Origin of the sequence: Methanosarcina barkeri MS (assembly GCF_000970025.1) — an archaeon.
Lineage (GTDB): Archaea > Halobacteriota > Methanosarcinia > Methanosarcinales > Methanosarcinaceae > Methanosarcina > Methanosarcina barkeri.
Window position 1 is genome coordinate 2891246 of the sequence record NZ_CP009528.1, and the last position, 14105, is coordinate 2905350.

General features: G+C 38.6%; 12 protein-coding genes. 8 read left to right on the top strand and 4 right to left on the bottom strand.

Annotated elements, in window-relative coordinates; genetic code table 11:
• The first annotated feature begins 159 nt into the window (after window positions 1-159).
• From gpmI to MSBRM_RS22125, 3 genes are all read left to right on the top strand, one after another.
• A complete protein-coding gene (gpmI, locus tag MSBRM_RS11645) occupies window positions 160-1782 on the top strand; it encodes a 2,3-bisphosphoglycerate-independent phosphoglycerate mutase (protein ID WP_048157056.1) in 1623 nt (540 codons plus the stop codon).
• 474 nt (window positions 1783-2256) lie between these two features.
• On the top strand, window positions 2257-4029 hold the full coding sequence (locus MSBRM_RS11650; protein ID WP_048116637.1) for a chloride channel protein: 1773 nt from the start codon (window positions 2257-2259) through the stop codon (window positions 4027-4029).
• A gap of 700 nt (window positions 4030-4729) precedes the next feature.
• Entirely contained in the window at window positions 4730-4819 is a 90-nt protein-coding gene (locus MSBRM_RS22125) for a hypothetical protein (protein ID WP_369815397.1), read from the top strand.
• Here the strand turns inward: MSBRM_RS22125 and MSBRM_RS11655 are convergent.
• Complete coding sequence (locus MSBRM_RS11655; protein WP_054864305.1) at window positions 4789-5145, bottom strand: AI-2E family transporter; 357 nt, start codon at window positions 5143-5145, stop codon at window positions 4789-4791. The genes MSBRM_RS22125 and MSBRM_RS11655 overlap by 31 nt on opposite strands.
• Window positions 5146-6147: 1002 nt before the next feature.
• Between MSBRM_RS11655 and MSBRM_RS11665 the strand changes: the two genes are divergently transcribed.
• Entirely contained in the window at window positions 6148-7191 is a 1044-nt protein-coding gene (locus MSBRM_RS11665; protein WP_048155803.1) for a lysylphosphatidylglycerol synthase transmembrane domain-containing protein, read from the top strand.
• A gap of 195 nt (window positions 7192-7386) precedes the next feature.
• Here MSBRM_RS11665 and MSBRM_RS20490 read toward each other — a convergent pair whose 3' ends face one another.
• From MSBRM_RS20490 to MSBRM_RS11675, 3 genes are read right to left on the bottom strand one after another with little or no spacing between them, the layout of a single operon-like run.
• Window positions 7387-7551 (bottom strand): hypothetical protein, encoded by a 165-nt coding sequence (locus tag MSBRM_RS20490; RefSeq protein WP_155400471.1) that lies wholly within the window; start codon window positions 7549-7551, stop codon window positions 7387-7389.
• A 27-nt stretch (window positions 7552-7578) separates the two neighbouring features.
• Complete coding sequence (locus MSBRM_RS11670; protein WP_048155805.1) at window positions 7579-8430, bottom strand: 2-oxoacid:ferredoxin oxidoreductase subunit beta; 852 nt, start codon at window positions 8428-8430, stop codon at window positions 7579-7581.
• On the bottom strand, window positions 8417-10141 hold the full coding sequence (locus tag MSBRM_RS11675) for a 2-oxoacid:acceptor oxidoreductase subunit alpha (RefSeq protein ID WP_230629075.1): 1725 nt from the start codon (window positions 10139-10141) through the stop codon (window positions 8417-8419). The genes MSBRM_RS11670 and MSBRM_RS11675 overlap by 14 nt, the downstream gene beginning before the upstream one ends.
• Before the next feature lie 1497 nt (window positions 10142-11638).
• Here MSBRM_RS11675 and MSBRM_RS11680 point away from each other — a divergent pair.
• The 4 genes from MSBRM_RS11680 (at window position 11639) to MSBRM_RS11695 (ending at window position 14047) form a co-directional block, all read left to right on the top strand.
• On the top strand, window positions 11639-11860 hold the full coding sequence (locus MSBRM_RS11680) for a CxxC-x17-CxxC domain-containing protein (protein WP_080941616.1): 222 nt from the start codon (window positions 11639-11641) through the stop codon (window positions 11858-11860).
• A 376-nt stretch (window positions 11861-12236) separates the two neighbouring features.
• Window positions 12237-12443, top strand: a complete 207-nt coding sequence (locus MSBRM_RS11685) for a CxxC-x17-CxxC domain-containing protein (RefSeq protein WP_048116613.1) — start codon at window positions 12237-12239, stop codon at window positions 12441-12443.
• Window positions 12444-12949: 506 nt separating this feature from the next.
• Window positions 12950-13273, top strand: a complete 324-nt coding sequence (eif1A, locus tag MSBRM_RS11690) for a translation initiation factor eIF-1A (RefSeq protein ID WP_080941430.1) — start codon at window positions 12950-12952, stop codon at window positions 13271-13273.
• Between the two features lie 570 nt (window positions 13274-13843).
• Window positions 13844-14047, top strand: a complete 204-nt coding sequence (locus tag MSBRM_RS11695) for a CxxC-x17-CxxC domain-containing protein (protein WP_011307493.1) — start codon at window positions 13844-13846, stop codon at window positions 14045-14047.
• Window positions 14048-14105 lie beyond the last annotated feature (58 nt).

The window sequence follows — 14105 nt, forward strand, 5'->3', positions numbered from 1 at the left end:
TCTACTTAATTTTTACAACAGGCATCATGCAAAATAGGAAGTTGCTTGAGCATGCAGACCTGTTGTAATATCACAACACGCATCAAAAAAGCCTTTATTGATAGGACTTATATGGTTGAATTGAAAAACAGCAAAGTATACTTTGGGGAGTTTCGCGGTATGACTCAGGCAAGAAGACCTCTTATGCTCATTATTTTTGATGGGTGGGGTTACAGGGAAGCAAAAGAAGGAAATGCTGTCATGACAGCACGAACTCCAAACCTTGACCGGCTGGAAAAGGAGTATCCCTGGTGTTTTTTAAAAGCCTCCGGAAAGGCTGTCGGTCTTCCGAAAGGTATGATGGGGAATTCGGAAGTTGGGCATCTGAATATAGGGGCAGGACGAATTGTAAATCAGGACCTTACCCGAATAAATATTTATATCAAGGACGGAGATTTTTTCAAAAATGCGGTTTTTTTGAATGCAATTTCAAATGTCAAAGCTAATGATTCCAGCCTGCACCTCATGGGCCTTGCTTCCTGCGGAGGCATTCACAGTTATATGCCTCACCTACATGCTCTTATCAAACTTGCACAGAATAAAGGTTTAAAAAATGTCTATATACATGCTTTTCTGGACGGGAGAGACGAACCTCCAAAAGCTGCTCTAGGAGATATAAAGAAACTGGAAGCATTTTGTAAAGAGCACGGTAATGCTAAAATAGCAACCGTTTCAGGCCGTTATTATGCAATGGATAGAGATAAGCGATGGGATAGGACGAAACTTGCCTATGATGCCCTGACAAGAGGAGTAGCTCTATATACTGCTCCAAATGCAGAAACTGCAGTTTCTAATGCCTACGCAAGAGGAGAAACTGATGAGTTTGTAAAGCCCACTATAATTACTGATCAAGTAATTACTGATCAAGTAATTACTGACCAAATAATTACTGACCAAATAATTACTGATCAAATAATTACTGATCAAGCAGAAAAACCTGTGGCGACAGTACAGGATAATGATTCTGTTATTTTCTTCAATTTCCGGGCTGATAGGGCACGGCAGATAACCTGGGCTTTTGTAAAAGATGACTTTGACGGGTTTGTGAGAGAAAAACGTCCTGAGGTTTACTTTGTCTGCATGACCCAGTACGACGAAACTCTTGACGTACCCATTGCTTTTCCTCCAATAAAGCTGGAAAATGTATTTGGAGAAGTACTGAGCAAGCATGGACTCATCCAGATGCGCATAGCTGAAACCGAAAAATATGCCCATGTGACCTATTTCCTTAACGGCGGCGAAGAAAAACGTTATAAGAATGAAGACCGCTGCCTTATTCCCTCGCCGAAAATCGCTACTTATGACCTTAAACCAGAAATGAGTGCATATGAAATTACGGATGAGGTTATTAGAAGAATTGAGTCCGGAAAGTATGATGTCATTGTCCTTAACTTTGCAAACATGGATATGGTCGGGCATACCGGGATTTTTGAAGCTGCAGTTAAAGCAGTAGAAGCCGTGGATAAATGTATTGGCAAGATTGTTGAGGTTCTAAAAGAAAAAAGCGGTGTGGCACTTATTACTGCAGATCACGGAAATGCCGAGGAGATGATAGATCCAAAAACAGGAAAGCCACATACTGCACATACCTCAAATCCGGTAAAATGCATTTACTTCGGAAACAGTGAGATAAAAGCTCTCAGGAATGGAAAATTGTGTGACGTTGCACCGACGATTCTTGCGCTTCTTGGAATCTCTAAACCGCAAGAGATGACAGAAAAGTCACTTTTGGTAAAAAAGTGATTACTCATTGTAAAAAAGTAATTAAGAGTTGTATGAAAATTAGGTTTGATTCTACAATTAATATGATTTTGCAATTAATATAGGAATAATTGAGATAAAACTTATACATTTAAACTGAAGAACAGTAACATTAAGCCATAAAAACGTTAAAGAATAATTTAAATTATTATATTTATTGTATTTAGATTACCTTCGAGTACGCAAATCTATGGGTTTTATGAAATCCTCGGTTGATGAAATAAATTGGATTTATCCAGTTTTTCTCTTAAAATAGAGTTGAGACTGATATTTTATTTTTAACAGTTGCCCTGTTTTCTGTGGATAGTGTATTATTAACCGATTAACCGAAGCCTTCATAGAGCTTCAATTATTAACCGAAGTCTTCACAGAGCTTCAATAACCCAGCATTTCACGACCGGATTTGTTTCTGCTGAAGAAGTATTTAAAGTATAAAAGCTCCATGAGGCACGAACATTGGAAGTTAATACAAATTCCAAATTTAAAAACCATAGTTTGTTCAATTATTCCAATATAAGGAAATATATCACTCGAAGATTCGATATAGAATCAGCAAAAATTAACTCGATTGCTATCCTGATTGGTCTTCTCACAGGGCTTGTAATAGGCATATATGACCGTGCCCTTCTGTATTTCAGCACTCTTTTCGGAATGCAACGCGGATTTTCAGTACACGAATTTCCACCCTATTACATAATGTTCATGCCTGCTCTGGGAGGGCTGATAGTTGGGATGATCTCGCATTTCCTGATGAAAAGGCGCTATGGGGTTGATGGGCTTATTGAGACAGTAGCCATTCGTGGAGCAAGGCTTAACCTTACCGATTCTCTTCTTGAAGTTTTTGCGTCAATAATTTCAATCAGCTCAGGAGGTGCACTGGGAAAAGAAGCACCAGGCATTGTAGGCGGTGCCTGGACAGGAGCTCTGGTGGGGCGAGTTATGAAGAGTCCAGAAAAACGGCTCCAGACTCTTCTAGGCTGCGGGGCCGCTGGAGGTATCGCAGCAGTATTCAGTGCCCCGCTTGCAGGTGTGGTTTTTGTCGTTGAAGTGATTTACGGAGAACTTGAAACAAGTACCTTTATTCCCATAGTTATTTCTTCAGTTTTCGCAACACTTGTATCAAACTCGATTATTGGAATTGAACTTCTCCAGATCCCTTCCTATGCACTTGTCAGTCCATACCGGGAATTAGGGCTTTACCTTGTTTTTGGGCTTCTTGCGGGCATAGTTTCAACAGTACTTATCCGAGCCCTTTACTACACAAAAGATCTGTTTTCGGGAATACCTGTTCATCCCATATTTAAACCTGCTCTGGGAGGACTGGTAGTAGGCGTGATTGGTCTTTTTTATCCCCGGGTTCTTGGGATGGGCTATGGTGTGATTACGGATGCCCTGAATAACCAGTTTACCTTCAAGCTTTTACTAATCCTGCTTATCCTCAAAATTATCGTCTTTTCTCTAAGCCTTGGATCGGGAGGCTTTGGAGGGACAATTATCCCATCTCTGTTTGTGGGGACAATGCTTGGAGGAGCTTTTGGGACAGTTGTAGACATGTTATATCCTGGAATGACAGCAGGACCAGGGGCTTATGCCCTTGTAGGTATGGGCGCAGTTTTTGCTGGAAGTACAAGAGCTCCTCTTACTGCTATTCTGATCCTTTTTGAGCTGACCAGGGATTACAACTTAATCCTCCCTCTCATGTTTGCCTGTGTTCTCAGTAATGTAATGTCAAGTGCTCTGTACCCTGAATCAATCTTTACGGAAGGGCTGCGCAGGAATGGCATCAAGATTCGAAAAGGCAGGGAAATAGACATCATGACCTCCATTCCTGTAAAAGCTGCAATGATCACAAGTGTCCAGACTGTCTCAGAGGATAAAAGTGTCGAAATCCTCGAAGCTCTCATGAAAGCGAGTCGTCACATTGGTTTTCCTGTCGTTGATTCAAAAGGCAAACTTTCTGGAATTGTAACACTCTCAGACCTCAGGAACAAGGTAAAGCCTGGAGATGTTGGTAAAAAAATAGGGGAGATCGCCACCAGAGAAGTTGAAGTTGCCTACCCTGATGAAACTCTTGATACTGCCCTCAAACGTCTTGCTTCAAAGCAAATAGGCAGGCTCCCTGTCGTTGACAGAGAAGATAAAACAAAACTTCTTGGAATCATCACTCGGAGTGACATCGTGAACGCATACAACAAGAAAGTCGTTGAAAAGTTCCGGAACACTACCTGACCAGAAACACAGATATAAAATTCCTAGAGGCAGAAATACGGACTTTGAAATTGTATCGTCAAGTTGTATCTTCAGTTCGTCAAACTCATCTGCTTGCTCTGCAGATGGAGAACTTCCGTCTAGAAATAAGGGCCTATCCAAAGAGTGTTGTGACTTACAATATTTACAACTGTCAATATGTAAAATCGGAACGGATACTGATATTATATGAGTTCATCCTAAAACCAGTTTTATACTCAAAATTGATACGAATTTCAGAACTATTTCCCGTGATCAGAAACTCATTGATTATTTAATTCCATATTTGGAGAAGCAGTTTTGAGTTATGGAATAGGCTCTATACCTACTATAATATTTAATATGTGATAAATCTTTAATATGTAATAAGTTAAAAAATCTCATCTTTTTGCGGTGGTAGGAGTGAGCAAAATTAAAGGGAAAATGCTGCTGTTTTTATCTTTTTTCTGACTCTTGTAGTACTATTAGGACTAGCTATAAAAACTTCAATTGATATGATAAAAGAAACTCAAACTCCTAAAGCAGGTGGTTTAGGTATCCAATTTGAAAATGGAACTACCGAGTCGGAAGTTGAAACCATCCTTGAAAATTGCAACATGACTGTGAACTATACTATAGATTACGATTCTATATGTTAAAAAGGGATTACATAACCGTAGATCAAGATAAAAGAATGGATATAATGAATGAATTGAGGAAAGATGAAAATTTTACTTATCATGACGAAATCAAAAAAGGAAATTATACCATAATTATGTTACCTGAAATATAATATGCTGTCAAGGAAAGGTACACTCCCGGTAGTCCTACAAGAGGGTACATTGACAAAAGAAATATAAGTGAAGCAAGAACACCCGGGTAAGGCACATCAAGCAGATAACGGCCAAGCAGGGCAATAACTCCTATTATTGCACTTGTGACAAAATGCTGTCTGAATAGGCTGGAATAGATCACATCCAGCTCTTTTAAGAATAATTTTATTTCTTTTTCGTTTTTGTCAGGTACAAAGTTTAGCTGATCGATTAATTTATTTCCGGTAAGTAAAAAATAATAAGAAAAGATAAGCGCTACTATAACAGTTACTATATCAAATGGCAATGTAGTTGTTAAAAAAATCACTAAAGATTTTGTTGGTGGAAAGTACGTATCTGTTAAACTTAAAATAAACTGGTCAACCTGATTTGTGACCTAAGAAGAATTAAAATGTACATTTACTTTTATAACTTTTATTATTCTGCTTGTTATGCTTCTGGTGAGTGTCTGTAGATCTTCAGGCGAGTTCAAAAGAGTTAAAACTTCATTGGCAACAACGTAAATTATCCTTATACCAATCCAGGACAAAAATAGTTAACGCTAAAAGAACTGAAGCTGCAACTGCTATCCTTCTGTATTTTACTCGGTGCTCTAAAAAGGAATATAAAGGAATAAGAAGGTACGCGATAAAAAAGCTAAAAAGTATCACGGAGAAAAAGGCTTTCGTTATATATATTGCAATGGCAATAACAAATATAGTAACCACTATTGTGAACTTATTGAAATTATCCCCGCTACCCATATAGTGTAATAAGCGTAGTTTGGGTGATAAGTTTTCTTACCATTTTATTTCTGACAATTCCTGACATCATAGTTCTTGATATCTTTTTTGTTTTCTCGCAGGTTCATTTCAGATTCTAAAAGTTACTAAAGTAAATATTGGATAAAGTTAAATCCGGATGAGCTCAAACATAAAAATGAGCTCAAACATAAAAATGAGCTCAAACATAAAAGATACTTTAGTTAATTCCGATTATGGAACTAATTATGAAAGCTTCTGAGACATATGTTTCAAAGCGAGAGCCAGGAGAAAGTCAAAGTGGAGATTCACTGAAAAATATAAAATGAATAATATAATTATTTGAAATACGAAGGACATGGGAAATACCACATCAGTTTCCATATTTCACTTTTCTTATGCTCTCATATTTCACTTTTCTTATGCTCTCACAGAATCTTAATAGGGAACATTTGAAGTTAATTCAATATTTTCTATAACGATGCCTTAAAAGTTTAATAAATAACAAATTCGCCAAGTCACTAGATAAAAATACAAAAAGCTTTATCATGAACAGGTACAAAAAATGGCTTATCGCATCGCTGTTTATCAGTGTGGCATCAATTACACTCGTTACCTTCCTGAATTTTAACTCAGACACTATTGAAGCTCTGAGAAAGATCAAAATAGAATATATTCTGGTAGCCGGTCTTTTCCATGTTTTTTCATACTTTATCTGGGGAGCTCGGACTCGAGCGATGTGCAATGCACTGGGCTACAAAGTAAATTATCTTAAAATAGTAGAGATAATTCTCTCAGGCGTTTTTGTAGCTGGAGTTACTCCTTCTTCTGCAGGTGGAGAGCCTGTCAGGTTGAGTATGCTACATATGAACAGGATCCCTCTTGGGAAAGCTACAGCCGTAATTGTAGGAGAACGTCTGCTTGATGCTTTTCTCGTCTCTTCTTCTCTACCTTTTGCCCTTTATATTATGAAGGATACGCTTCCAAGCTCTAAATTCAATGTAGCATTGTTGATAGCTAGTCTCCTGGCACTTATGGCTCTGAGTTTTTTTATTTACGGATTATGGAAACCCGAGAAAGTAAAAAACATAATACGTAGGATCACAGGCAGAATTGCGCCTCTTTTAGGGAAACATACGGATGCTTCAATTTCCCATTTAATGGAAAAGGTAGATCGAGAAGTAGACCTTTTTCATGAAAGTATATGGATTTTTATTTCAGTAGGGAAAAAAGGACTGTTATGGGGCATGTTTTTTACCTACCTCTTTTGGGCGGTTGAGTTTTTCCTGCTTGTCCTGATTCTAGCTGGCCTTTCACAAACGACTTCGATATTAACCGCTTTTGCAGCCCAGGTGTTCCTGGCACTAGTCATGGTCATACCCGCAACTCCGGGAGCAAGCAGAGTTGCTGAATTAGGAGCAGCTCCTATATTTTCGGTATTCATAAATGCATCCATTATCGGAGTTACAATTATCGCATGGAGAGCCCTAACATACTATATGAACCTTTTATTAGGAGGCCTCATGAGTCTGAAGGTAATTAAAGACATGGATCTAATTAAAAAATTGACAGGGGATTCTACCGAGCCTTAATGATTACCTGAAAGTGAAAAAGATATTTGAGGTCAAAACTATTTGAGGTCAAAACTGCCCCTGCAAGGCTCTAAACCCATTATTTCTACCCGGTTCCTTACAAACCGGACTGCGGTTAAGAAAACAAATATTTTGGTCAGGTGTACACAGTTTTCCCTGAGAAAAATGTTCACATAATCTCAACCCCGATCATGCTCATGTCTCAATCCTGACCGCACATAGTCTTATCCTGATCGTGCTCGTTATACAAGCTCCCAGGAAAAGAAGCGGTTCTCTGAGTATTTGTGCTCTTACTTTGCCGCTATTCTTTTCCTGGACTATTCCTGACTGGAACCAGCTTGAAAATATCCCTTTTTCCAAACATGCACCGAACAGGAAGCAAATTGATTAATAAAATTTATCAATTTCGTGCTTTACGTCCTCAATAGAGAACTTTTGCCTTACAAGAGGTTTTTCCTGAATTGTCGGTATCCCTTCTTCAAGCGTCTCCCGTTCATTTTTATAGAAAATGCCGTTAGGAATTTTATCTCCCCATTCCAGAGACCTTTCAAACGCTTTTAAGCGGTTATATGGGTCATATTCTTCTTCGAGTTTATAGACCCTGTCTCGGTACCATCTGAAAGTGTTTATCTTGTTAAATGTAACACAGGGCTGAAGGATATCAAGAAGGGAAAAACCTTTGTGTGATATGGCAGCCTTCATAAGCTCTTTCAGATAACCTGGATCTCCTGCAAAACCTCTGGCTACGAAACTGCAGTCCTGCGAAATTGCCAGGGCAAGTGGGTTTAATGGCTCTTCAAGGACACCATAAGGCTGGATTTTGGTGTGAGTTCCCTGAGCTGTGGTAGGAGATGCCTGTCCTTTTGTCAGTCCGTAAATCTGGTTGTCGTGCACTAGCAGGGTAATATTCGGGTTACGGCGAATTGCATGAAGGAAATGATTTCCGCCTTCTCCATAACAGTCCCCATCCCCTGCAACTGCTATTACGTGCAAAGAATGGTTGGCAAGTTTTGCAGCCGTAGCTACGGGCAGGGTCCTTCCATGCAGCCCATTAAATGTGTGGCACTTAGTATAGTGGGGCAGTTTTCCAGACTGCCCTATCCCAGAAACCATAAGCACTTCCCGGGGTTCAATTCCAAGCTCTACAAGTGCCTCTTCAACAGTCGAAAGGATATTGAAATTTCCGCACCCCGGACACCAGGCAGGAACTTGTCCCTTATAATCTTCAGATGTAGGCATGCAATTCCTCCTTCAGATTTTCAATTGTAAAAGGTCTCCCATCATACCTGAGAATCTGATGGGAAAATTCAAACCCTGTTTCGGCTCTCATTAGTTTTGCAAACTGCCCGGTAGCAGTATTTTCTATACAGATGGTAAGATCAGCATTCTCAAGAAGTTCAATATAATCAAACTTATCCCGTTCCGGAAGAGGATAGACCTGGCTAAAATGCATCATCGCAACCTTGTGATCCTTAGAAATAGTATCGACCACCTCTTTTATCACACCATAAGTAGAGCCACGCCCTACAAGCACGATTTTTGGAGAAGAATCGCCATAAAGAAGTGGGGGTTCAATCTCTTTCTTTATAAGAGGAAGTTTCTTCAACATCCTTTTCTGGACCATCTTGATCCGGGTCTCGGAATCTTCTATGATGTGTCCCTCCTCGTCATGTTCATCGCTATCCGCTACAACGAGGTGTTTTCCGGCTTCTCCGGGGACTGCAAGTAGAGAGATTCCTGTACTGGAATATTTAAAACGTTTATAAACCTCAACGCCTTCAAGGTCTTTTTCTCTCAGCCGATAATCATTGTAAATTATATTTTCAAGGCCAAATTTTTCATACGTCCACTCGGTATCCCCAAGATACTGGTCTGACTGAATAAACACAGGGATCTGGTACTTTTCCGCAAGTTCGAAAGCCCTGTTAGTGAGATAGAAAGCCTGTTTTGGGTCTCCCGGTTCAAAAATCACCCTTGGAAACTCTCCATGTGCTGCGTAAAGGACAAAAAGCAAGTCTGCTTGTTCCGTGCGTGTAGGTAAACCGGTTGCAGGTCCGGGACGCTGCATTTCAGCAATAACGATAGGAGTTTCAGTCATTCCTGCAAGAGAAAGGCCTTCTACCATCAGGGCAAATCCTCCACCTGACGTTCCGGTCATTGCTCTTACGCCTGCAAAAGAAGCCCCTATAGCCATATTAATAGCTGAAATCTCGTCTTCAACCTGTTCAACGACCAGGTTGTACTCTTCTGCTCTGGAAGCCATATAGTTTAGAATCCCTGTTGAAGGCGTCATAGGATAACCGGAATAAAACTTACAGCCTGACATTAGGGCTCCCATTCCGATTGCATTAACCCCGTCAATAAGCATGAGTCTTCTGTTTTCAGGTTCACGGATTTCGGGAGCTTCACAACGGGGACAATTTTTACGAGCATAATTATATCCCGCTTCTGCACAGGCTATATTTCCCTGGATTACCTCGTCCCCTTTTTTCTCGAAGGCTTTTCTTAGAACATTCCTGAAGGTTTCAAGCCCAAGATCAAGAATTCCAAGTGCTGCTCCGGTAGCTACAGTATTTGCCATCACACTTTTTTTTCCAACATCAAGGGCTATTTTTTTGAACGGGATATCTATGAACTCAGGTTCTTCAAATTTCTTTTTGGTAATTTCGGAATCATAAAGAATAAATCCGTCATCTCGTACGCTTTTTCTATGAATTTCTATAGTGTCCAGGTCAAGAGCCAGGAGGATATCGACCATATCTCTTGAGGCAGAGATCTCCTTTTCAGAAAAGCGAATTTGATAAAAATTGTGCCCACCACGTACCCTGGACATATAATCCTGGTGAGTAAATACGTGAAATCCTATCTTGGAAAAGACCTGTGCAAGAGCTCCACCTATGGTCTGCAGTCCCTGTCCGGCCTCTCCTCCTACTCGAAGTGTGTACTCCAAATATTTTACCCCCAAATATTTTTTATTTTTCAATTTTGGTTCGATTGTTCGAATAAGTTCAAGTCACTAATACGAACTCTAATATAAAACTTGTTTGAGCAGTTTTACAATGATTGCAGCAAAACAGAGATTATTTACCCACTTCCTTTTTATGTCGTTATTAACCCTGTTTAACCGCCTTCTCTTTTCAGCTCCCTGAGTAATAGTTATTATTCAGTATTAAATATTATTGCAACTTGACTATTTTCGAAAAGAATACGCCTTTAAAGTAGTATCAAAATTGACAGAAGGTTATAATAAATACAATCAAGGTGAACGGCTGGTTCCCTGACCAATAGGTAAAAGACTGGTTTCCTGATCGGTTAGGAAGGCATAAGGTCTATGTTCTTACAGAATCCGTCTGGATACTCCAATATTATAGACCTATTGTGATTTTTCAACATGAATTACTGACTTTTCGGATAGCTCTCTGGGATGAGGACCTATTCCATCTCATATGCCTTCTGTCAATTTTTGTGTAGATAACACGAACGATTTCCGATGATAAAAAAGATATTTTATAGATGTAAGAGTTACGCAGCGCCTTATTGACTCTGAAAAAGTTGTCAAATTTCTTTTTAAAATGCATATGATAACTTCCCTCCACGCCCGCATGCTCACGAAGTGAGCAGATATCGGGTGGTCACTGGCAAAAAAGAAGAAAAGAAAAATAAGCAGTTTGTAAAAATTACGGATATGTTTTTGGAGTATTTGCTTTCCTATTTTCATGATCTATCGGTTTCAACAACCTTCATAACGTTTAGCCTTTGTTCCTTCCTCTATTATGGTTTGAAGGCTCACATCTCTTACTCACATCTCTTATTCTGATTTGCTATCGTCGCTAGTTCCGCTGCATTGTTATGCAGCGGAAGCTCTGGCAAAACCAGTACCTTTAACAGCAATTTACTGGTTAGTTTTATCACGGCTTCGAAGAACCAAAATAAGTAAAACTTTAATGCCCAGGATGATGAAGAGATCAATAGTCAAAAGAGATAGGGTAAAATCTCATATCTTTGTGCCTACTATTTCGAAGAATTTCGTGTTCGTTTTATTTAACGTATTATTTCTTATTTATTATTTTATTTTTTAATTAGTACTTATCACCTCTTTGTCAAAATTAGCCTACAATTTTTAATCCCTTTTTATAGGTTTAATATCACTCCCATATTGCTGAAACGTGACTACTAATTCAAGCCTTTATACTAACTTTTTTCAATTAAAACAGCGATGTAAGGCCCGGAATATTTTATTTCATTTGTAAACTTTTATTGTTAGAATCCCCAATTCTTTGCAGATATATTTATATACGATAAGAGCTTGGGCTATATTGGCAGTAAAAATAAAGAGTCATATAATCTGTTATTAAAAACTTCACTTTTGTTTTTAATAAAAGAATGTATAGATCTTATTTTTATAGCAACCTAAACTATATCCGCTATAAGCGGAGGTGAAATGAAAATGAGTTTTAATGACAGAGGGAACTCTTTCAGGGGAAGAGATAGCAACCGGGGAAACAGAGACAACAATCGCGGAGGTTATAGAGGTGGCAACAGCGGCCCCAAAGAAATGTACCCCGCAGTTTGTTCTGACTGTGGTGCAGAGACCCAGGTTCCATTCAAACCAGCTGAAGGAAGACCGGTTTACTGCAGAGACTGCCTACCAAACCACAGGAAGTTCTAAATTCATAAATTCCAGAATTTTCTTATTTTAATATTATCACTGGAAACTCTCCTGTAATAGGGGTTTCCAAACTCCTTTTATTCTTCAAATTCCTTTTATTCTTCAAATTCCTTTTATTCTTCAAATTCCTTTTATTCTTCAAACTCTTTTATATAATATTCAGAACAGGATCTTTTCTCTTTGAGGAACTCGCTTCTATTTTTTCCGATTAGTATTGGATTAATCTTATATAACATGGAAGTGGTTATATATTCAGTAAAAATAATGAGACATATAATCTGTTATTAAAAACTCCATTTTTGTTTTTAAATAATAAGTTATATCTGATCATGTTTTTATCGAACATACGTATCACTACAAGTGGAGGTGAACGAAAATGGGTTTTAATGACAGAGGAAATTCCTACCGTGGTGGCAACCGAAATAGCGGCCGCGGTGGTTTCAGAGGCGGCAACAGCGGCCCCAGAGAAATGCACAAGGTTATCTGTTCTGACTGCGGGGTTGAGACTGAGGTTCCATTCAAGCCGACCGAAGGGCGGCCGGTTTATTGCAGGGATTGCCTTCCTAAACACCGAAAGTTTTAAAATAGTTTCATAAGTAATACTCAATTTAAGTGTTGACTTGAAAAACTCAACACATGTTCCATTTTTAAGCTGTGTCTTTACCTTATGGCTGGTGAAGGATATTGGAACCCTGAATTTTATAAATTTTCATAATTTAGTAATAAAATGTTGCATAAAAATTATTGCATGTGTTTTTTATAAATAAAGATATATAAAAGTACCCAAAAGGATGTTTGAAGCAAACTCTTAGTCTCTCTCATTCTAGACGAAAGAGTAACACTAAAGAACAAATAAAGGATCTTTAATAATCTTTGAAATAGAATGTTTCCTGAGGTTCAGGGTTTTTCTGAGATTCCAGATCTTTAAAAGGTTCTTTAATCCCTATCCATTTATGAACCTTAACATCAAAGTACATGAAGCATCCGTAGATACAGAAGCTTTGAAAAATATGACATAATAAAATATGACATAATCAGATAGTTAAACTAATAATAAGAGGAATTAACCTGGCGAACTACAGAAGCAATATTAGAAAGAGAAAAGCAGGGACTAGAAGCTCAGTGCCCACTACTCAGGAAGTAACAAGAGTACGCACACCGCGTAGGGAAAATCACGAAGTTCTGGCAACAGTATCAAGTTTACTTGGTTCAAAAAGAGTCACATTGCAGTGTATGGACGGTGTAGTCCGAATGGGCCGGATTCCCGGGTCCAAAAATAAGAAAATGTGGATCCACGAAGGAGACGTAGTAATCGTTACTCCGTGGGAAATTCAGGATTCTAAGGCCGATGTGATCTGGAAGTACACAAGACCCCAGGTCGAGTGGCTCGAGAGAAAAGGGTACCTCAAATAAGTACCGAAATAGTACCGTAAAACTTGATAAAACCAGCTTACTCTTATTATATTCAGGTTTTAACCAGTTTTCGGTTAACTTCTTCCCCTCTTACATATTCCCTCTTCAAACACTTGCCTTTTAATCTCTTCAACTTACCTTTATCTTATTAACTCAACTTTACCTTTTTAACTTGTTTATAACTCATCCAGAAGCCCTTAATTTTTTACCTATTTCACTCAATCTCACTAACATTAGTGTTTAATTTTTTAGTTTTTCTCACCGGGATGATGGAATTTAACTTGTAATTGTATAGTTTCTGTCAATTGTAGTCTCTATCCGTAAGAAACTATCTAATGAAGGTTTTAAAATTAGGTTAAGTAAAGATAACTCTAAAGCGGTAAGCACTTTAGGCGGGATTTAGATTTTTATGAGTAAAACTTATATAATTTGACTGTATACTAAGAACATTAAAAATAAAGAGATGTATAATCTGTTATTAAAAACTAGTTTCTGTTTTTAATCAAAGAGCAATATACAACCTTATTTTTAAGCTATGTACTATCCGCTGTAAGCGGAGGTGAAAAGAAAATGGCTTTTAATGACAGAGGAAATTCCTTCAGGGGAAGAGACAGCAACCGTGGAGGTTTCGGAGCTCCCAGGGAAATGTACAACGCAATCTGTTCTGACTGCGGTGCTGAAACTCAGGTACCTTTCAAGCCTGACCCTGACAGACCAGTCTACTGCAGAGACTGTCTTCCTAACCACAGGAAACCCAGAGAAAACAGATATTAATATCAGGTTCACTCAAAAAAACTCTATTTTACAAATTATGTCCGTTTCGTTTAGCTTG

What these genes read in the sequence shown, in the direction of transcription:
- gpmI (WP_048157056.1), top strand. Translation starts at nt 160, where the DNA reads ATGACTCAGGCAAGAAGACCTCTTATGCTCATTATTTTTGATGGGTGG.
- MSBRM_RS22125 (WP_369815397.1), top strand. Translation starts at nt 4,730, where the DNA reads ATGAATGAATTGAGGAAAGATGAAAATTTTACTTATCATGACGAAATC.
- MSBRM_RS11665 (WP_048155803.1), top strand. Translation starts at nt 6,148, where the DNA reads ATGAACAGGTACAAAAAATGGCTTATCGCATCGCTGTTTATCAGTGTG.
- MSBRM_RS11670 (WP_048155805.1), bottom strand. Translation starts at nt 8,430, where the DNA reads ATGCCTACATCTGAAGATTATAAGGGACAAGTTCCTGCCTGGTGTCCG.
- MSBRM_RS11680 (WP_080941616.1), top strand. Translation starts at nt 11,639, where the DNA reads ATGAGTTTTAATGACAGAGGGAACTCTTTCAGGGGAAGAGATAGCAAC.
- MSBRM_RS11685 (WP_048116613.1), top strand. Translation starts at nt 12,237, where the DNA reads ATGGGTTTTAATGACAGAGGAAATTCCTACCGTGGTGGCAACCGAAAT.
- MSBRM_RS11695 (WP_011307493.1), top strand. Translation starts at nt 13,844, where the DNA reads ATGGCTTTTAATGACAGAGGAAATTCCTTCAGGGGAAGAGACAGCAAC.